Source organism: Citrobacter amalonaticus Y19 (genome assembly GCF_000981805.1).
GTDB lineage: Bacteria > Pseudomonadota > Gammaproteobacteria > Enterobacterales > Enterobacteriaceae > Citrobacter_A > Citrobacter_A amalonaticus_C.
On the sequence record NZ_CP011132.1, the window covers coordinates 3,913,518 to 3,932,279 of the forward strand.

At 52.5% G+C, this 18,762-nt stretch carries 19 protein-coding genes, 3 tRNA genes and 4 rRNA genes; 8 read left to right on the forward strand and 18 right to left on the reverse strand.

The window, feature by feature from the left end; all coding sequences use genetic code 11:
* The first annotated feature begins 6 nt into the window (after positions 1-6).
* Positions 7-1,110, forward strand: a complete 1,104-nt coding sequence (locus F384_RS17965) for an amino acid ABC transporter permease (protein ID WP_046489588.1) — start codon at positions 7-9, stop codon at positions 1,108-1,110.
* 7 nt (positions 1,111-1,117) lie between these two features.
* On the forward strand, positions 1,118-1,876 hold the full coding sequence (locus F384_RS17970) for an amino acid ABC transporter ATP-binding protein (protein ID WP_046489590.1): 759 nt from the start codon (positions 1,118-1,120) through the stop codon (positions 1,874-1,876).
* Between the two features lie 94 nt (positions 1,877-1,970).
* Here the strand turns inward: F384_RS17970 and rrf (F384_RS17975) are convergent.
* The 8 genes from rrf (F384_RS17975) to F384_RS29995 form a co-directional block, all read right to left on the reverse strand.
* Positions 1,971-2,086, reverse strand: a 5S ribosomal RNA gene (gene rrf / locus F384_RS17975).
* A gap of 40 nt (positions 2,087-2,126) precedes the next feature.
* A tRNA-Thr gene (locus F384_RS17980) sits at positions 2,127-2,202 on the reverse strand.
* 14 nt (positions 2,203-2,216) lie between these two features.
* A 5S ribosomal RNA gene (gene rrf, locus F384_RS17985) occupies positions 2,217-2,332 on the reverse strand.
* A 198-nt stretch (positions 2,333-2,530) separates the two neighbouring features.
* Positions 2,531-5,436, reverse strand: a 23S ribosomal RNA gene (locus F384_RS17990).
* A gap of 179 nt (positions 5,437-5,615) precedes the next feature.
* Positions 5,616-5,691, reverse strand: a tRNA-Ala gene (locus F384_RS17995).
* 110 nt (positions 5,692-5,801) lie between these two features.
* Positions 5,802-5,878 (reverse strand) — tRNA-Ile (locus F384_RS18000).
* Positions 5,879-5,948: 70 nt separating this feature from the next.
* Positions 5,949-7,490 (reverse strand): 16S ribosomal RNA (locus F384_RS18005).
* Together the 16S, 23S and 5S rRNA genes with 3 tRNA genes alongside form the textbook arrangement of a ribosomal RNA operon.
* A 274-nt stretch (positions 7,491-7,764) precedes the next feature.
* Positions 7,765-7,932: a hypothetical protein gene (locus F384_RS29995; protein WP_155404018.1), complete on the reverse strand. Its 168-nt coding sequence runs from the start codon at positions 7,930-7,932 to the stop codon at positions 7,765-7,767.
* A 26-nt stretch (positions 7,933-7,958) separates the two neighbouring features.
* Here F384_RS29995 and F384_RS18010 point away from each other — a divergent pair, with 26 nt between their 5' ends.
* Positions 7,959-8,513, forward strand: coding sequence for a gamma carbonic anhydrase family protein (locus tag F384_RS18010; protein ID WP_046489592.1), 555 nt, complete (start codon positions 7,959-7,961; stop codon positions 8,511-8,513).
* On the opposite strand, the gene F384_RS18015 is transcribed toward F384_RS18010, so the two are convergent.
* The 6 genes from F384_RS18015 to dprA are packed head-to-tail and all read right to left on the reverse strand — an operon-like array spanning position 8,489 to position 12,281.
* On the reverse strand, positions 8,489-8,746 hold the full coding sequence (locus tag F384_RS18015) for a DUF1488 domain-containing protein (RefSeq protein WP_046489595.1): 258 nt from the start codon (positions 8,744-8,746) through the stop codon (positions 8,489-8,491). The two genes, F384_RS18010 and F384_RS18015, sit on opposite strands and share 25 nt — an antisense overlap.
* A complete protein-coding gene (gene aroE, locus F384_RS18020; RefSeq protein ID WP_046498365.1) occupies positions 8,743-9,561 on the reverse strand; it encodes a shikimate dehydrogenase in 819 nt (272 codons plus the stop codon). The genes F384_RS18015 and aroE overlap by 4 nt, the downstream gene beginning before the upstream one ends.
* A 4-nt stretch (positions 9,562-9,565) precedes the next feature.
* Positions 9,566-10,138 (reverse strand): L-threonylcarbamoyladenylate synthase type 1 TsaC, encoded by a 573-nt coding sequence (gene tsaC, locus F384_RS18025; protein WP_046489597.1) that lies wholly within the window; start codon positions 10,136-10,138, stop codon positions 9,566-9,568.
* Complete coding sequence (locus F384_RS18030; protein ID WP_046489599.1) at positions 10,131-10,685, reverse strand: type I DNA topoisomerase; 555 nt, start codon at positions 10,683-10,685, stop codon at positions 10,131-10,133. The genes tsaC and F384_RS18030 overlap by 8 nt, the downstream gene beginning before the upstream one ends.
* Before the next feature lie 26 nt (positions 10,686-10,711).
* The gene (gene smg, locus F384_RS18035) at positions 10,712-11,185 is read right to left on the reverse strand and encodes a DUF494 family protein Smg (RefSeq protein WP_012908442.1); all 474 of its coding nucleotides are present in this window, start codon (positions 11,183-11,185) and stop codon (positions 10,712-10,714) included.
* Entirely contained in the window at positions 11,157-12,281 is a 1,125-nt protein-coding gene (gene dprA / locus F384_RS18040) for a DNA-protecting protein DprA (RefSeq protein ID WP_046489604.1), read from the reverse strand. Before dprA ends, smg begins: the two co-directional genes overlap by 29 nt.
* A gap of 130 nt (positions 12,282-12,411) precedes the next feature.
* On the opposite strand from dprA, the gene def reads away from it, so the two are divergent.
* From def to mscL, 5 genes are all read left to right on the forward strand, one after another.
* Complete coding sequence (gene def, locus F384_RS18045) at positions 12,412-12,921, forward strand: peptide deformylase (protein ID WP_046489606.1); 510 nt, start codon at positions 12,412-12,414, stop codon at positions 12,919-12,921.
* Between the two features lie 14 nt (positions 12,922-12,935).
* A complete protein-coding gene (gene fmt, locus F384_RS18050) occupies positions 12,936-13,883 on the forward strand; it encodes a methionyl-tRNA formyltransferase (protein ID WP_046489609.1) in 948 nt (315 codons plus the stop codon).
* A 52-nt stretch (positions 13,884-13,935) separates the two neighbouring features.
* Positions 13,936-15,225 (forward strand): 16S rRNA (cytosine(967)-C(5))-methyltransferase RsmB, encoded by a 1,290-nt coding sequence (gene rsmB, locus F384_RS18055; protein WP_046489611.1) that lies wholly within the window; start codon positions 13,936-13,938, stop codon positions 15,223-15,225.
* A gap of 21 nt (positions 15,226-15,246) precedes the next feature.
* Positions 15,247-16,623: a Trk system potassium transporter TrkA gene (trkA, locus tag F384_RS18060; protein WP_012908437.1), complete on the forward strand. Its 1,377-nt coding sequence runs from the start codon at positions 15,247-15,249 to the stop codon at positions 16,621-16,623.
* 140 nt (positions 16,624-16,763) lie between these two features.
* Positions 16,764-17,174 carry a large-conductance mechanosensitive channel protein MscL gene (gene mscL, locus F384_RS18065; protein WP_046489614.1) on the forward strand — a complete coding sequence of 137 codons (411 nt, stop codon included), beginning with the start codon at positions 16,764-16,766 and terminating at the stop codon, positions 17,172-17,174.
* Here the strand turns inward: mscL and arfA are convergent.
* From arfA to rplQ, 4 genes are all read right to left on the reverse strand, one after another.
* Complete coding sequence (arfA, locus tag F384_RS18070) at positions 17,171-17,389, reverse strand: alternative ribosome-rescue factor ArfA (RefSeq protein WP_046489617.1); 219 nt, start codon at positions 17,387-17,389, stop codon at positions 17,171-17,173. The genes mscL and arfA overlap by 4 nt on opposite strands.
* Positions 17,390-17,444: 55 nt before the next feature.
* Entirely contained in the window at positions 17,445-17,870 is a 426-nt protein-coding gene (gene zntR, locus F384_RS18075; RefSeq protein WP_046489619.1) for a Zn(2+)-responsive transcriptional regulator, read from the reverse strand.
* A gap of 10 nt (positions 17,871-17,880) precedes the next feature.
* On the reverse strand, positions 17,881-18,249 hold the full coding sequence (locus tag F384_RS18080) for a DUF1992 domain-containing protein (protein ID WP_046489623.1): 369 nt from the start codon (positions 18,247-18,249) through the stop codon (positions 17,881-17,883).
* 107 nt (positions 18,250-18,356) lie between these two features.
* Positions 18,357-18,743: a 50S ribosomal protein L17 gene (gene rplQ, locus F384_RS18085; protein ID WP_001216372.1), complete on the reverse strand. Its 387-nt coding sequence runs from the start codon at positions 18,741-18,743 to the stop codon at positions 18,357-18,359.
* Positions 18,744-18,762 lie beyond the last annotated feature (19 nt).

Consider the following 18,762-nt stretch of genomic DNA (forward strand, 5'->3'; position numbering starts at 1 on the left):
GCCATGATGACAAAAGCACTGCTGTCTCATCCCATGCGCCCGGCCAGTAACGGTCCTGGTCGTTCGATCTTATGGGTACGTAAAAATCTCTTTTCCAGTTGGTCAAACAGCCTGTTGACACTGTTCTGTCTGTGGCTGATGTGGGAGTTAATTCCTCCTTTGCTGAACTGGGCGTTCCTGCAGGCCAACTGGGTGGGTTCCACCCGTGCTGACTGTAGCAAAGCTGGTGCCTGCTGGGTGTTTATTCATGAACGTTTCGGACAGTTCATGTATGGGTTATATCCGCATGACCAGCGTTGGCGTATCAACCTGGCATTAATTATCGGGTTGGCTTCCATTGTTCCGATGTTCTGGAAAGCGTTGCCGCGTCGCGGACGCTATATCGCCGCCTGGGCCGTCATCTACCCGATCCTTGTCTGGTTCCTGCTGTATGGAGGCTTCCTCGGACTGGATCGCGTTGAAACGCGCCAGTGGGGTGGGCTGACACTGACCTTAATCATCGCATCAGTCGGGATCGCGGGGGCACTGCCTTTAGGGATTTTGCTGGCACTGGGACGTCGTTCCCACATGCCCGTCGTGCGACTCTTATCCGTCATTTTCATCGAGTTCTGGCGTGGCGTACCGTTGATCACCGTACTGTTTATGTCTTCGGTCATGCTGCCGCTGTTTATGTCAGAAGGAACCAGCATTGATAAGCTTATTCGGGCGCTGGTTGGCGTGATCCTCTTTCAGTCAGCCTACGTCGCGGAAGTGGTTCGCGGGGGATTACAGGCATTACCGAAAGGACAATACGAAGCCGCAGAGTCGCTGGCGTTGGGTTACTGGAAAACGCACGGGCTGGTCATTCTTCCCCAGGCTCTGAAGCTGGTCATTCCTGGGCTGGTCAACACGATTATTGCCCTGTTTAAGGATACCAGTCTGGTCATCATCATCGGCTTGTTCGATCTGTTCAGCAGCGTGCAGCAAGCGACGGTTGACCCGGCCTGGCTGGGGATGTCGACGGAAGGCTATGTCTTCGCCGCTCTGATCTACTGGATTTTTTGTTTCAGCATGTCGCGCTACAGCCAGCACCTGGAAAAGCGCTTTAATACCGGGCGTACACCGCACTGAGGATTCTATGAGCCAACTATTAATACAACCTGCCGATGCGATGATTACGCTGGAAAACGTCAACAAGTGGTACGGACAGTTTCACGTTCTGAAGGATATCAACCTGCGCGTCAAACAAGGGGAACGCATTGTGCTATGTGGGCCTTCAGGTTCGGGGAAATCAACCACCATCCGCTGTATTAACCATCTGGAAGAACACCAGCAGGGGCGAATCGTTGTTGATGGGATTGAACTGAATGAGGACATCCGCAATATTGAGCGCGTCCGACAGGAAGTCGGCATGGTATTTCAGCACTTCAATCTCTTCCCCCATCTTACTGTTCTACAAAACTGTACGTTGGCACCGATTTGGGTGCGTAAGATGCCGATAAAAGAAGCCGAAGCGCTGGGGATGCACTACCTGGAACGTGTGCGTATTGCAGAGCACGCGCATAAATTTCCAGGACAGATCTCCGGCGGGCAGCAACAGCGCGTAGCCATTGCCCGCTCGCTGTGTATGAAACCCAAAATAATGCTGTTTGATGAACCCACGTCAGCGCTGGATCCCGAGATGGTGAAAGAGGTGCTGGATACAATGATTGGACTGGCGCAGTCAGGCATGACAATGCTTTGCGTAACACATGAGATGGGATTTGCCAGAACGGTGGCAGACCGAGTGATCTTTATGGATCGCGGGGAAATTGTGGAGCAGGCGCCGCCGGATGAGTTTTTTGCTCATCCTAAATCAGAACGTACTCGTGCGTTTCTTTCTCAGGTTATCCATTGAGTCAATTCTCCCCTGCTGGGGAGAATTTTCATTTCGTATAAAGTACAAAAGCAAAAAGCCCAGTCATAAGACGTGGCTTTTTTGCTTAATTGATGTCTGGCAGTTCCCTACTCTCGCATGGGGAGACCCCACACTACCATCGGCGCTACGGCGTTTCACTTCTGAGTTCGGCATGGGGTCAGGTGGGACCACCGCGCTACAGCCGCCAGACAAATTCTTTTCTACTGTGCCGAACTTTAACCTAATTAAGTGGTGCTGATACCCAGAGTCGAACTGGGGACCTCACCCTTACCAAGGGTGCGCTCTACCAACTGAGCCATATCAGCACGCTAAATTTGATGCCTGGCAGTTCCCTACTCTCACATGGGGAGACCCCACACTACCATCGGCGCTACGGCGTTTCACTTCTGAGTTCGGCATGGGGTCAGGTGGGACCACCGCGCTACAGCCGCCAGGCAAATTCTTGGTGCTCTGTACGCAATAATTTATCACATCAGCCGCGTTGGCTGCTCTCGTAAACTCAGTCACATACCTTTGTATGCTCCTTCCTTTACTTCGCTTGCCGCCTTGCTGCTGTGCAAACTATTGCGCACTTGCGTCTGAATCTAAGCTGAAAATATTCTCTCAAATCCGCCAAAACAGCTTCGGCGTTGTAAGGTTAAGCCTCACGGTTCATTAGTACCGGTTAGCTCAACGCATCGCTGCGCTTACACACCCGGCCTATCAACGTCGTCGTCTTCAACGTTCCTTCAGGACCCTTAAAGGGTCAGGGAGAACTCATCTCGGGGCAAGTTTCGTGCTTAGATGCTTTCAGCACTTATCTTTTCCGCATTTAGCTACCGGGCAGTGCCATTGGCATGACAACCCGAACACCAGTGATGCGTCCACTCCGGTCCTCTCGTACTAGGAGCAGCCCCCCTCAATTCTCCAGCGCCCACGGCAGATAGGGACCGAACTGTCTCACGACGTTCTAAACCCAGCTCGCGTACCACTTTAAATGGCGAACAGCCATACCCTTGGGACCTACTTCAGCCCCAGGATGTGATGAGCCGACATCGAGGTGCCAAACACCGCCGTCGATATGAACTCTTGGGCGGTATCAGCCTGTTATCCCCGGAGTACCTTTTATCCGTTGAGCGATGGCCCTTCCATTCAGAACCACCGGATCACTAAGACCTGCTTTCGCACCTGCTCGCGCCGTCACGCTCGCAGTCAAGCTAGCTTATGCCTTTGCACTAACCTCCTGATGTCCGACCAGGATTAGCTAACCTTCGTGCTCCTCCGTTACTCTTTAGGAGGAGACCGCCCCAGTCAAACTACCCACCAGACACTGTCCGCAACCCCGATTAGGGGCCCACGTTAGAACACCAGCCATTAAAGGGTGGTATTTCAAGGTTGGCTCCATGCAGACTGGCGTCCACACTTCAAAGCCTCCCACCTATCCTACACATCAAGGACCAGTGTTCAGTGTCAAGCTATAGTAAAGGTTCACGGGGTCTTTCCGTCTTGCCGCGGGTACACTGCATCTTCACAGCGAGTTCAATTTCACTGAGTCTCGGGTGGAGACAGCCTGGCCATCATTACGCCATTCGTGCAGGTCGGAACTTACCCGACAAGGAATTTCGCTACCTTAGGACCGTTATAGTTACGGCCGCCGTTTACCGGGGCTTCGATCAAGAGCTTCTCCCTAAGGATAACCCCATCAATTAACCTTCCGGCACCGGGCAGGCGTCACACCGTATACGTCCACTTTCGTGTTTGCACAGTGCTGTGTTTTTAATAAACAGTTGCAGCCAGCTGGTATCTTCGACTGATTTCAGCTCCACGAGCAAGTCGCTTCACCTACCATCAGCGTGCCTTCTCCCGAAGTTACGGCACCATTTTGCCTAGTTCCTTCACCCGAGTTCTCTCAAGCGCCTTGGTATTCTCTACCTGACCACCTGTGTCGGTTTGGGGTACGATTTGATGTTACCTGATGCTTAGAGGCTTTTCCTGGAAGCAGGGCATTTGTTACTTCAGCACCGTAGTGCCTCGTCATCACGCCTCAGTGTTAAAGTGAACCGGATTTACCTGGAACACACACCTACACGCTTAAACCGGGACAACCGTCGCCCGGCCAACATAGCCTTCTCCGTCCCCCCTTCGCAGTAACACCAAGTACAGGAATATTAACCTGTTTCCCATCGACTACGCCTTTCGGCCTCGCCTTAGGGGTCGACTCACCCTGCCCCGATTAACGTTGGACAGGAACCCTTGGTCTTCCGGCGAGCGGGCTTTTCACCCGCTTTATCGTTACTTATGTCAGCATTCGCACTTCTGATACCTCCAGCATGCCTCACAGCACACCTTCGCAGGCTTACAGAACGCTCCCCTACCCAACAACACATAGTGTCGCTGCCGCAGCTTCGGTGCATGGTTTAGCCCCGTTACATCTTCCGCGCAGGCCGACTCGACCAGTGAGCTATTACGCTTTCTTTAAATGATGGCTGCTTCTAAGCCAACATCCTGGCTGTCTGAGCCTTCCCACATCGTTTCCCACTTAACCATGACTTTGGGACCTTAGCTGGCGGTCTGGGTTGTTTCCCTCTTCACGACGGACGTTAGCACCCGCCGTGTGTCTCCCGTGATAACATTCTTCGGTATTCGCAGTTTGCATCGGGTTGGTAAGTCGGGATGACCCCCTAGCCGAAACAGTGCTCTACCCCCGAAGATGAGTTCACGAGGCGCTACCTAAATAGCTTTCGGGGAGAACCAGCTATCTCCCGGTTTGATTGGCCTTTCACCCCCAGCCACAAGTCATCCGCTAATTTTTCAACATTAGTCGGTTCGGTCCTCCAGTTAGTGTTACCCAACCTTCAACCTGCCCATGGCTAGATCACCGGGTTTCGGGTCTATACCCTGCAACTTAACGCCCAGTTAAGACTCGGTTTCCCTTCGGCTCCCCTATTCGGTTAACCTTGCTACAGAATATAAGTCGCTGACCCATTATACAAAAGGTACGCAGTCACCCCATAAAAGAGGCTCCCACTGCTTGTACGTACACGGTTTCAGGTTCTTTTTCACTCCCCTCGCCGGGGTTCTTTTCGCCTTTCCCTCACGGTACTGGTTCACTATCGGTCAGTCAGGAGTATTTAGCCTTGGAGGATGGTCCCCCCATATTCAGACAGGATACCACGTGTCCCGCCCTACTCATCGAGCTCACAACACATGCACTTTTGTGTACGGGGCTGTCACCCTGTATCGCCGGCCTTTCCAGACCGTTCCACTAACACACATGCTGATTCAGGCTCTGGGCTGCTCCCCGTTCGCTCGCCGCTACTGGGGGAATCTCGGTTGATTTCTTTTCCTCGGGGTACTTAGATGTTTCAGTTCCCCCGGTTCGCCTCGTTAAGCTATGTATTCACTTAACGATAGTGCAACGAATTGCACTGGGTTTCCCCATTCGGACATCGCCGGCTATAACGGTTCATATCACCTTACCGACGCTTTTCGCAGATTAGCACGTCCTTCATCGCCTCTGACTGCCAGGGCATCCACCGTGTACGCTTAGTCGCTTAACCTCACAACCCGAAGATGTTTCGTAAAACACTTCAGTGTTGCGAAAATTTGAGAGACTCGAACACATCATTAAAGATGTGTCGTTTCAATTTTCAGCTTGATCCAGATTTTTAAAGAGCAAAACTTCGCAGTGCACCTTTTCAGGTACACTCTGAAGTTTTCTTGATTACGTTCTACAGTATGGTGGAGCTATGCGGGATCGAACCGCAGACCTCCTGCGTGCAAAGCAGGCGCTCTCCCAGCTGAGCTATAGCCCCATACAGTGTAGTTAAAACCTCGTCCCTAATTCGTTTCCGGGCGCGGCGTGGTGAGGCGAAGCATACTTAAAGTATGCGAGCATTGCCACAACAAAGCACGGGAGCGAATTTGGTAGGCCTGAGTGGACTTGAACCACCGACCTCACCCTTATCAGGGGTGCGCTCTAACCACCTGAGCTACAAGCCTGTAGAGGTTTTACTGCTCGTTTTTCATCAGACAATCTGTGTGGACACTGCAAAGGAAAGGTTCTTTCAGGTAAGGAGGTGATCCAACCGCAGGTTCCCCTACGGTTACCTTGTTACGACTTCACCCCAGTCATGAATCACAAAGTGGTAAGCGCCCTCCCGAAGGTTAAGCTACCTACTTCTTTTGCAACCCACTCCCATGGTGTGACGGGCGGTGTGTACAAGGCCCGGGAACGTATTCACCGTGGCATTCTGATCCACGATTACTAGCGATTCCGACTTCATGGAGTCGAGTTGCAGACTCCAATCCGGACTACGACATACTTTATGAGGTCCGCTTACTCTCGCGAGGTCGCTTCTCTTTGTATATGCCATTGTAGCACGTGTGTAGCCCTGGTCGTAAGGGCCATGATGACTTGACGTCATCCCCACCTTCCTCCAGTTTATCACTGGCAGTCTCCTTTGAGTTCCCGGCCGGACCGCTGGCAACAAAGGATAAGGGTTGCGCTCGTTGCGGGACTTAACCCAACATTTCACAACACGAGCTGACGACAGCCATGCAGCACCTGTCTCACAGTTCCCGAAGGCACCAAGGCATCTCTGCCAAGTTCTGTGGATGTCAAGACCAGGTAAGGTTCTTCGCGTTGCATCGAATTAAACCACATGCTCCACCGCTTGTGCGGGCCCCCGTCAATTCATTTGAGTTTTAACCTTGCGGCCGTACTCCCCAGGCGGTCTATTTAACGCGTTAGCTCCGGAAGCCACTCCTCAGGGGAACAACCTCCAAATAGACATCGTTTACGGCGTGGACTACCAGGGTATCTAATCCTGTTTGCTCCCCACGCTTTCGCACCTGAGCGTCAGTCTTCGTCCAGGGGGCCGCCTTCGCCACCGGTATTCCTCCAGATCTCTACGCATTTCACCGCTACACCTGGAATTCTACCCCCCTCTACGAGACTCAAGCCTGCCAGTTTCGAATGCAGTTCCCAGGTTGAGCCCGGGGATTTCACATCCGACTTGACAGACCGCCTGCGTGCGCTTTACGCCCAGTAATTCCGATTAACGCTTGCACCCTCCGTATTACCGCGGCTGCTGGCACGGAGTTAGCCGGTGCTTCTTCTGCGGGTAACGTCAATGGATGCGGTTATTAACCACATCCCCTTCCTCCCCGCTGAAAGTACTTTACAACCCGAAGGCCTTCTTCATACACGCGGCATGGCTGCATCAGGCTTGCGCCCATTGTGCAATATTCCCCACTGCTGCCTCCCGTAGGAGTCTGGACCGTGTCTCAGTTCCAGTGTGGCTGGTCATCCTCTCAGACCAGCTAGGGATCGTCGCCTTGGTGAGCCGTTACCTCACCAACTAGCTAATCCCATCTGGGCACATCCGATGGCAAGAGGCCCGAAGGTCCCCCTCTTTGGTCTTGCGACGTTATGCGGTATTAGCTACCGTTTCCAGTAGTTATCCCCCTCCATCGGGCAGTTTCCCAGACATTACTCACCCGTCCGCCACTCGTCAGCAAAGCAGCAAGCTGCTTCCTGTTACCGTTCGACTTGCATGTGTTAGGCCTGCCGCCAGCGTTCAATCTGAGCCATGATCAAACTCTTCAATTTAAGTTTGATGCTCATAGAATTAAACTTCGTAATGAATTACGTGTTCACTCTTGAGACTTGGTATTCATTTATCGTCCGAGGACGTTAAGAATCCAGTCACCTTGAGTGCCCACACAGATTGTCTGATAAATTGTTAAAGAGCAGTTGCGACGCGCTTTAGCGCTCTGTCGCGAGGTGGCGTATATTACGCTTTCCTCTTTCAGAGTCAACCCTGATTTTCAGGATTTTCTCTTGGCTGTGACGACTATCTTGTGAAGCGTTTCACTTTGTCGTCTCAACGGAGGCGCATTATAGGGATCCCATTTTTTTGCACAAGCCTTTTTTCGATCTTTTTTTCCGTTTGCTGCTTTTTCATCCCTTTCGTTCCATTCATGCGCAATTTGGCGGATTTTTGATAGCTAAAGCACTTGCGCAAGGCCAGAAATGCAACCAAAGTCATCATTACTGTTCTCTTTTCTTGAGGTAAACATGTCTGACGTATTACGTCCTTATAAGGATCTTTTCCCACAGACAGGCCAACGTGTGATGCTCGACAGCAGCAGCGTGATCATTGGTGACGTTCGACTGGCTGACGATGTGGGGATCTGGCCGCTTGTCGCGATCCGTGGCGATGTGAATTACGTTGCAATCGGTGCGCGTACGAATATTCAGGATGGCAGCGTGCTGCACGTCACGCACAAATCCGCCTCTAACCCCGAGGGTAATCCGCTCATCGTGGGAGAAGATGTGACGGTCGGGCATAAAGTGATGTTGCACGGCTGCATCATCGGCAACCGCGTCCTGGTCGGTATGGGATCGATTCTGCTGGACGGCGCGGTGATAGAAGATGACGTTATGATTGGGGCGGGAAGCCTGGTGCCGCAAAACAAGCGTCTGGTGAGCGGCTATCTCTATTTGGGGAGTCCGGTCAAACAGATCCGGCCGCTAACCGAGGAGGAGAAAGCAGGTCTGCACTACTCCGCCAAAAATTATGTGAAATGGAAAGACGAATATCTCGCTCAGGATAACCAGACCCAACCGTGATCGTCTTCTTGCTGGGACTGGATCAGCGCTTCCGCTTCGTCTTCCAAATCCCAGCGATGTTCACAAAAGCGGGTGAGCCATTGTTCCACTGTCTCACCACCAAAGCGATTCGCCAGCGTTACTCCCTTAATTGCACACATTAACTGCATGCCATTAACCAGCACGGGAAAGCAGACCGCTTCTTTCTGCATGTTCCACTCTTCCCGGTCAGGGAACTGGATAGCCTGGTTCATGCAGACAACTCCTGTTTGAGGCGCGCAATCACCGGTTCAATTTCCGGTAACACGCCGTGCCAGAGCAGAACAGCATGGGCCGCTTGCCCCACCAGCATCCCCAAACCATCGGCATAACGTTTCGCCCCCAGGCGTTCACACCAGGAGAGAAACGGCGTGTTGCCCTTTTGATAGAACATGTCATAACAACATACAGACGGATGAATAAGCGATGCTGGGATCGCCGGGATCTCACCGCTGATACCGCTGGAGGTGGCATTGATGATCAGATCAAATTCATGCCCTTCCAGCTCATTAAGATCCAACGCCTGTACGCTGCCCGTATGAGCAAAAACCTGCGCCAGATCTTCCGCCCGGGATGCCGTCCGGTTGACGATAGTCACCCCGCAATCCATAGAAAGCAGCGGTAGCAGTACGCCACGCGAAGCCCCACCCGCGCCAATCAGCAGAATACGCTGCCCCGGTTGGATAAATGACAGGCGTTCGAGATCGCTTAGCAGACCAATGCCATCCGTATTATCACCAAGCAAGCGACCATCATCGAGCCGCTTGATTGTATTCACCGCGCCAGCCAGCGCAGCACGTTCCGTGAGTTCATCGGCGCGGGCAAATGCTTCCTCTTTAAACGGCACCGTGACGTTCACTCCTTTACCGCCATCGGCAAAGAACGCATTCAGGCTATTAATGAAATCATTAACAGGCGCCAGCACACGGCCATACGGATGTTCAATACGCAGTTGCTGCGCAAACTGCTGATGAATAAACGGCGATTTGCTGTGCGCGATTGGATTACCAAAAACAGCATAGGTTTCCATCATCTTACCCCTGTCGAAACAGCTCGCCCGTCAGGGCATCACGAATTTCCGAAGGATTCAAGCGACCGCCGGTTTCTCCTGGCACCACCGGGAAGTCTGTACCAAACTGGGCGTGGACTTCCTCGACCGTACGGCAAGGAGGTAATCCACTCAGGTTGGCGCTGGTTGAAACCAACGGTTTGCCATAAGCCTGGCACAAGGCGACCACCAGTGGGTGATCCGTCACGCGCACGGCCAGTGAATCGAAGCGTCCCGTCAACCAGCGAGGTGTTGTCGCCAGCGCAGGGAAAACAAACGTTACCGGACCCGGCCACCGCGCAAACACGGCATCTCGCTGGGCATTGGTCAACATACTGTCGTCAACATACGGTTTGAGCTGTTCAAAACTGGCGGCGATCAAAATTAACCCTTTATCGACCGGACGCTGCTTTAAGGCCAACAGGCGATTAACAGCCACTTCGCTATCGGGATCGCACCCGACGCCAAAGACGGCTTCTGTTGGATAGGCGATGACATTTTCTTTATTCAGTACCTCTATCGCGTCAGCGATAGGGTCTGTTGGCAGGTTATTATTCACTTGTTTGTTCCGCCGAAACCGGCTTTCCACATTGTTTACTGGCGCAATAGTGCTTCACACCCTGCGCGGTTTTCTTTTCGATGAGTAGCGGATAATGACACTCTGGGCACTCTCCGGCTATCGGCTTGAAGTTAATGACAAACTGGCACTCCGGATAGCGATCGCAGGAGTGAAAGGTTTTGCCATAACGGGAACGCCGCTGGACCAGACGGCCCGTCTGGCATTGAGGGCAGGTAATTGCGGTTTCATCGGGCTTATCAATAAGTTCGGTATGCCCACATTCAGGATAGTTGCTGCAGCCGATAAACATGCCAAAACGCCCCTGGCGCAACACCAGTTCACCGCCGCAGTCAGGGCAATGTTTCCCCTCCAGAACTTTGACAATATGCCCGTCCGCTGAAGATTTCAACGGACGGATATAGTCACATTCCGGATAGTGTGAGCAACCAAGAAACGGACCATGTTTCCCGGAGCGAATCACCAGTTCAGCCCCGCACTGTGGGCAGGGCTCATTTTTACGCACCGAAAACAGTGCTGATTTAGCCATAACAACTCATGCTGAATTAAGGTTGATTAATGCAGCATACCTTCATTCACTTCAAAGAGTAATTCTTCCATTTGTTGATATGCATTTTCACAACCCGGAATGTTGAACAAAACCATCAGGATGACCCACTTCAGGTCTTCCAGGTCGAATTCTGCGGTATCCAGCGCGAGTACTCGTTCAATCACCATTTCTCGCGTTTCGAGGTTTAGCACCTGGATCTGCTCAAGGAATAACAGAAATCCGCGGCAACTGGCATCCAGTCTGTCACACTCTTCTGGGGTATAAATACGCACAGAGAGAGGATCGGAGGCGAGCTGCATCGGCTCGGCAAGACCTTCCTGATAGTCAGCAAGCTTTTCCAGCCACAGGAGCGCATTGTAGATGTCTTCACGATCAAAACCAGCGTCGGTAAGATCCCGTTCAAGTTTGTCCTGATCCACACGTAATTCAGCTTCATTGTGGATATATGTCTCAAACAAATACATTAGTACGTCGAACATGGCATGCCCTCCTCAATCGGACATAGCCGCCGGGTACAGCTGCGATCCATCCTGCTAACTCCAGTTCGAGTAGCTGAGCCACTACTTCTGGCACAGGTTGGCCGGCACGTTCAGCGACGACGTCAACAGGTGTTACCTCATCTCCTACGTTAGCCAGGAGCTCGGGAAATGGCAATGCTGCGTCTTCCTGATCTGATGAATAAAGTGATTTTTCAGGCTCATCTGGCAGCCAATGCAAGCCGTACTGCAAATTTTCCATGATTTCCTCTGGAGCCGTCACAAGTGTGGCTCCCTGCTGCACCAGCCAGTGCGGCCCTTCACTGCCGGGACTGCCGAGAGGTCCGGGCACGGCAAACACCTCTCGTCCTTGTTCCAGCGCACAGCGTGCGGTAACCAGCGAGCCGCTGCGTAATGCCGCTTCAACCACCAGAACGCCTTTACTCAGGCCGCTGATGATACGGTTTCGGCGGGGAAAATTGCGTGGTAAAGGCGGCATCAGCAGCGGAAATTCGGACACCAGTGCACCTCCCGTTTCCAGCAACGCCTCTGCCATCCCGGCATGTCGGCGGGGATAAATGGTCTGCAGACCGTTTCCTAATACGGCGATGCTTTTCCCCTTCGACTGGATTGCTGCCCGATGGGCGATGCCATCAATACCTCGCGCCAGACCGCTGGTAATGGTGATTTCCCAGCCCGCAAGCTTCTCACAGAACAACCGCCCCCACCGTTCGCCATACCAGGACGATGTTCGACTTCCCACCACGGCAAGCTGAAAATCATGAAGGCATTGCGAGGAGCCTGAGACTAAAAGCGCACCGGGATAATCTTCAGTGGCACGAAGTTGAGCGGGATAATGTTCACTGTCTGCCAGTAATAAGTGATGGTGCGGCTGCTCAAGCCAGCGAAAGGTCTTTTCCAGTTCGTTTTCCGAAAAGGTAATAAAACGAGCTGCCTGGGAGGGAGAAAGCCCCATGCGTCGCAGTGCATCGGTATCAATATGCGGTTGTGCTATCAGCCCGTGAGCGACTCGCACCATCTCATCGCCGTACAACTCGTTCACGCCCATTAAACGTAGCCAAATTTCGGTACGGGTCATCCTTGTCCCCCCTGCCACAAGCAGACTCAGCAATCTTTGCGATTGGTCACTGATGCTGTCAATCAGAGGGGGATTTGTCTAGAATAGAGGTAATAATCTTTCCAACTCCTGAACACAACTCTGGATAACTATGTCAGTTTTGCAAGTGTTACATATTCCGGACGAGCGCCTTCGCAAAGTCGCAAAGCCGGTTGAAGAAGTGAATGCAGAAATTCAGCGTATCGTCGATGATATGTTCGAGACGATGTACGCCGAAGAAGGTATTGGCCTCGCGGCTACGCAGGTTGATATTCATCAGCGAATTATCGTCATTGACGTGTCGGAAAATCGCGACGAACGCCTGGTGTTTATAAACCCGGAACTACTGGAAAAAGAAGGCGAGACCGGTATTGAAGAAGGTTGCCTGTCTATTCCGGAACAACGTGCTTTAGTGCCGCGTGCCGAGAAAGTGAAAGTTCGCGCACTCGATCGCGAGGGTAAACCGTTTGAGCTGGAAGCCGACGGCCTGCTGGCTATCTGTATTCAGCACGAGATGGATCACCTGGTTGGTAAACTGTTTATCGATTATTTGTCGCCGCTGAAGCAGCAACGTATTCGTCAGAAAGTTGAGAAACTCGACCGCCTGAACGCACGAGCTTAAGGACAAGAATCAACGTGTCAGACTCACTACGTATTATTTTTGCGGGTACACCTGACTTTGCAGCGCGTCATCTTGACGCGCTGTTGTCTTCTGGACATCACGTTGTCGGCGTGTTTACCCAACCTGACCGCCCGGCGGGGCGGGGTAAAAAACTGATGCCGAGCCCGGTGAAAGTCCTGGCGGAAGAAAAAGGCATTCCGGTTTTTCAGCCCGTCTCCTTACGTCCGCAGGAAAACCAGCATCTGGTTTCTGACCTGAACGCAGACGTTATGGTCGTCGTAGCGTATGGCCTGATTCTACCGAAAGCCGTGCTGGATATGCCGCGCCTCGGCTGCATTAACGTACATGGATCCCTGCTGCCACGCTGGCGTGGTGCGGCTCCCATTCAACGTTCGCTCTGGGCGGGCGATGCTGAAACGGGTGTCACCATTATGCAGATGGACGTAGGTCTGGATACAGGCGATATGCTCTACAAACTCGCCTGCCCCATCACCGCGCAGGACACCAGCGGCACACTGTATGACAAGCTGGCGGATCTTGGCCCTCAGGGTCTGATTGAAACGCTGAAGCAGCTAGCGGAAGGTCGTGCAACCCCTGAAGTACAGGACGAAGCGCAGGTCACCCATGCTGAGAAGCTGAGTAAAGAAGAAGCGCGCATCGACTGGTCACTTTCTGCGGCACAACTGGAACGTTGCATTCGCGCATTCAATCCCTGGCCAATGAGCTGGCTGGAAATTGATGGCCAGCCGGTAAAAGTCTGGCAGGCATCCGTGATAGACTCGCCGACGCAGGCGGAGCCTGGCACCATCCTTGAAGCCACAAAACAAGGCATTCAGGTCGTGACCGGTAATGGAATCCTGAATTTGCTCTCATTGCAACCCGCCGGGAAAAAAGCGATGAGCGCCCAGGATCTGCTAAATTCACGTCGGGAATGGTTCATTCCTGGCAACCGTCTGGCCTGACGGTCACTTCTGATGACGCCCGGTATTACCGGGCCTTTTTATTTTTGCGGTTATGAATAAGAAACTTAACTTACGTAGTATGGCGGCGCAGGCCGTTGAACAGGTCGTCGAGCAAGGGCATTCACTGAGTAATGTCCTGCCGCCGCTACAACAAAAAGTCTCCGATAAAGACAAAGCGCTGCTACAGGAACTCTGTTTTGGAGTTTTGCGCACACTGTCGCAACTCGACTGGTTGATCAACAAACTGATGTCCCGTCCGATGACAGGGAAACAGCGCACCGTACACTATCTGATTATGGTGGGATTCTATCAATTACTGCATACCCGTATTCCTCCGCATGCAGCACTGGCGGAAACGGTCGAAGGAGCAGTAGCGATAAAGCGCCCGCAGCTTAAAGGGCTGATAAACGGTGTCCTGCGCCAGTTCCAGCGTCAGCAGGAAGAACTGCAGGCGGAATTTGCCAGCAGCGACGCGCGTTTTCTGCACCCAGCCTGGCTACTGAAACGCCTGCAAAAAGCGTATCCCTCTCAATGGGAAGCCATTGTCGATGCCAATAATCAGCGGCCACCAATGTGGCTGCGCGTAAATCGCACGCATCATTCGCGCGAGAGTTGGCTGGCACTGCTCGAAGACGCCGGGATGAACGGTTTCCCCCATCCTGACTATCCCGATGCCGTACGTCTGGAAACGCCGGCGCCGGTCCATGCACTTCCGGGGTTTGATGAAGGCTGGGTCACCGTTCAGGATGTCTCCGCTCAGGGATGCGTAGCCTTCCTTGCTCCGCAAAACGGCGAACGCATTTTAGATCTGTGTGCAGCGCCAGGCGGTAAAACGACCCACATCCTCGAAGCTGCCCCCGAAGCAGACGTGCTGGCAGTCGATGTGGATGAACAACGACTCTCCCGCGTGTACGACAACCTGAAACGCCTCGGGATGAAAGCAACAGTCAAACAGGGTGACGGGCGTTATCCTGCTCAGTGGTGTGGCGAGCAGCAGTTTGATCGCATCCTGTTAGATGCGCCCTGTTCCGCCACCGGGGTTATCCGTCGCCATCCCGATATCAAATGGCTACGCCGCGATCGCGATATTGCGGAGCTGGCAAAGCTACAGGCTGAAATTCTTGATGCCGTCTGGCCACATCTGAGATCCGGCGGCACGCTGCTGTATGCCACCTGTTCCGTGTTGCCGGAAGAGAACAGCCAGCAGGTTTCCGCCTTCCTACAGCGCACGACGGATGCCTCGCTTAGCGAGACAGGAACGCCTGGATCGCCGGGTCTGCAAAATCTGCCGGGCGCAGAAGACGGTGATGGCTTCTTTTACGCTAAGCTAATCAAAAAGTGATGGGATAACGGGTCGCGACTGATGAAAATAATCATTCTGGGCGCAGGACAAGTGGGTGGAACGCTGGCAGAGAACCTGGTCGGTGAGAATAACGACATCACCGTGGTCGATACCAACGGTGAACGTCTGCGTAGCCTGCAGGACAAGTTCGATCTGCGTGTCGTTCAGGGGCATGGTTCGCACCCACGCGTGTTGCGCGAAGCCGGTGCGGATGATGCGGATATGCTGGTTGCCGTGACCAGCTCCGATGAAACGAATATGGTTGCCTGCCAGGTGGCCTATTCGCTGTTCAATACGCCGAACCGAATCGCCCGTATTCGCTCTCCTGATTATGTTCGTGATGCGGACAAACTGTTCCACTCAGAAGCCGTGCCTATCGATCACCTGATCGCGCCCGAGCAGCTCGTTATCGACAGTATTTATCGCCTGATCGAGTATCCAGGCGCGTTACAGGTCGTCAATTTTGCGGAAGGTAAAGTGAGCCTGGCGGTGGTAAAAGCCTATTACGGTGGCCCATTGATCGGGAACGCACTCTCAACGATGCGGGAACATATGCCGCATATCGATACCCGCGTTGCGGCGATTTTCCGCCATGACAGACCGATTCGTCCGCAGGGCTCCACCATTGTGGAAGCGGGCGACGAAGTCTTCTTTATTGCCGCCTCTCAGCACATTCGCGCGGTGATGAGCGAGTTGCAACGCCTCGAAAAACCTTACAAGCGCATCATGCTGGTTGGCGGCGGTAACATCGGAGCCGGTCTGGCGCGTCGTCTTGAGAAAGATTACAGCGTGAAATTGATCGAACGCGATCAACAGCGCGCTGCCGAGCTGGCTGAAAAACTGCAGAATACGATCGTCTTCTTTGGTGACGCCTCGGATCAGGAGTTGCTGGCCGAAGAACATATCGATCAGGTCGATCTGTTTATTGCCGTCACCAACGACGATGAAGCTAATATCATGTCAGCGATGTTGGCTAAGCGAATGGGGGCGAAGAAGGTGATGGTGCTGATTCAGCGTCGCGCGTATGTCGACCTCGTTCAGGGCAGCGTCATTGATATTGCGATCTCTCCTCAGCAGGCGACAATTTCTGCGCTTCTCAGCCATGTGCGAAAAGCAGATATCGTTGGCGTCTCTTCATTGCGTCGTGGCGTTGCGGAAGCGATTGAAGCCGTCGCTCACGGTGATGAAAGTACTTCGCGTGTGGTGGGTCGAGTTATAGACGAGATCAAGCTGCCGCCGGGTACGATTATTGGTGCCGTAGTGCGCGGTAACGATGTGATGATTGCCAATGACAACTTACGCATCGAACAAGGCGATCACGTCATTATGTTCCTGACGGATAAAAAGTTTATTACCGACGTCGAACGCTTATTCCAGCCAAGTCCTTTCTTCCTTTAACGTTGAGGGTGCATATTCGCACCCTTTTTAAATCCCCTGATTTATCAAGGCTTAATTAATACTGTTAATCTGAATACTTAAATGGAAAATGCCTTAACATTTGTTAAACTTATTAACGTCAGCTGCATAGGGAGAATATAATGAGCATTATTAAAGAGTTTCGCGAATTCGCGATGCGCGGGAATGTTGTCGATTTGGCGGTGGGTGTCATTATCGGTGCGGCATTCGGTAAAATTGTATCGTCACTGGTTGCCGATATCATTATGCCGCCGCTGGGTTTGTTAATTGGTGGGATCGACTTTAAACAGTTTGCCGTCACGCTGCGCGATGCACAGGGAGATGTTCCTGCCGTTGTGATGCATTATGGCGTGTTTATTCAGAACATCTTCGACTTTGTGATTGTGGCATTTGCTATTTTCATGGCCATTAAGCTCATCAACAAACTCAATCGTAAGAAAGAAGAGCCGGCTGCGGCACCTGCGCCGACAAAAGAAGAAGTCTTGCTCACTGAGATCCGTGACCTGCTGAAAGAGCAGAACAATCGTTCTTAACAGACCACAGAAAGCAGAAGGCCAGTGGTAAAAAAGTGATTCACTTTCTTGCCACTGGCCTCCCAGTTACCCCGATTACCGTGTTTCCCTTTACGTAAATAACTCCCTTTGCCTTTCTTATTCTTTTCAACACGCTGTCTGAATAGCGGGTCATGTAATAATGCCTCAATGGCATTGTCCTTTATCTGCCCTTTCGTATGCTGATAACGACTCATAATAGCTCCAGTTTGTAATTTAACGGCGGGAGTGTAGTCCCACCTGTCTGATAAATCAACAACCCGACTTCACTCCACTGGCACCCTGTTCCAGTGCTTCGAGGATTGAGCAGTACACGCTGCTGTGTGCAGTACCGCAGCAGGCATCGTTCAGACGCTGCAATGAACGCTGCATACTTTGTAGTTCGGCAATGCGCGCTTCAACGTCCTTCAGTCTGTCCTGCACGATCCCTTTTGATTCCTGACAGGTATGATGTTCGGGATCAATACGGATCGACAATAACTCGCGGATCGACTCAAGGGTAAACCCGAGCTGTCGGGCATAGCGGATGAATTTAAGCCGCTGAAGATCCTTTTCCGTATACAACCGGAATCCCCCTTCCGTGCGCACCTCATGTTCCATCATCTGCTGCTTTTCGTAGTAACGGATCGTATCAGGGGTTACTTCCGCCAGCTTTGCTAACTCACCAATGCGATACATACCCGCGCCCTTAGTTGTCGTTAATTTTGAGCAGCAACTTATCTGCGTACTCACCACGTAAGAATTCAGTACTTAGACCAGCCTGCCGCAGCTTCAGTTCCAGAAGTGACAAACGCCGACTCACATCCTGATACTGAGGATCATCCTGCCTAAGGCCTTTGAGCAGATCCAGTAACTGAATAGCTTCTTTTCGTTGTTCCAGCTCGGGGGGCAGACAGCCTGCATTTTTCAATAAGCGATAACTGGCCCGCAGCTCAGCAGGCACATGCGAATCATCATCCAGAACCAGCCGCTCGCCAGTACCATGAAGATTCTCGAACTCACCTTTTCTCTGCGCATCTGTGATATGGCGCTCTGCCCACTGGTCCAGTAACCACATAGAAGACTCCAGGGGATGAACAAAAAGAGTACTGATATTGTAGATAAGTGGGGGTACTGCGGATATAAAAAAACCCGCCGGAGCGGGTTTTTTTACGTTACTACAGATTACTCTGCAGCAGCTTCTGCTTTCGACTCAGAGCGATCAACCAGCTCGATGTATGCCATCGGCGCGTTGTCCCCTGCACGGAAGCCACACTTCAGAATGCGAGTGTAACCACCGGCGCGGCTCGCGAAACGCGGGCCCAGCTCGTTAAACAGTTTTGCCACGATCTCGTTATCACGAGTGCGGGCGAATGCCAGACGACGATTAGCTACGCTATCAGTCTTGGCAAGAGTAATCAGCGGCTCAACTACGCGACGCAGCTCTTTCGCTTTAGGCAGGGTCGTCTTGATGATTTCATGACGAACCAGTGAACCTGCCATGTTGCGGAACATAGCCTGGCGATGGCTGCTGTTGCGGTTCAGTTGACGACCACTCTTACGATGGCGCATGACCTTATCCTTCTCAGTA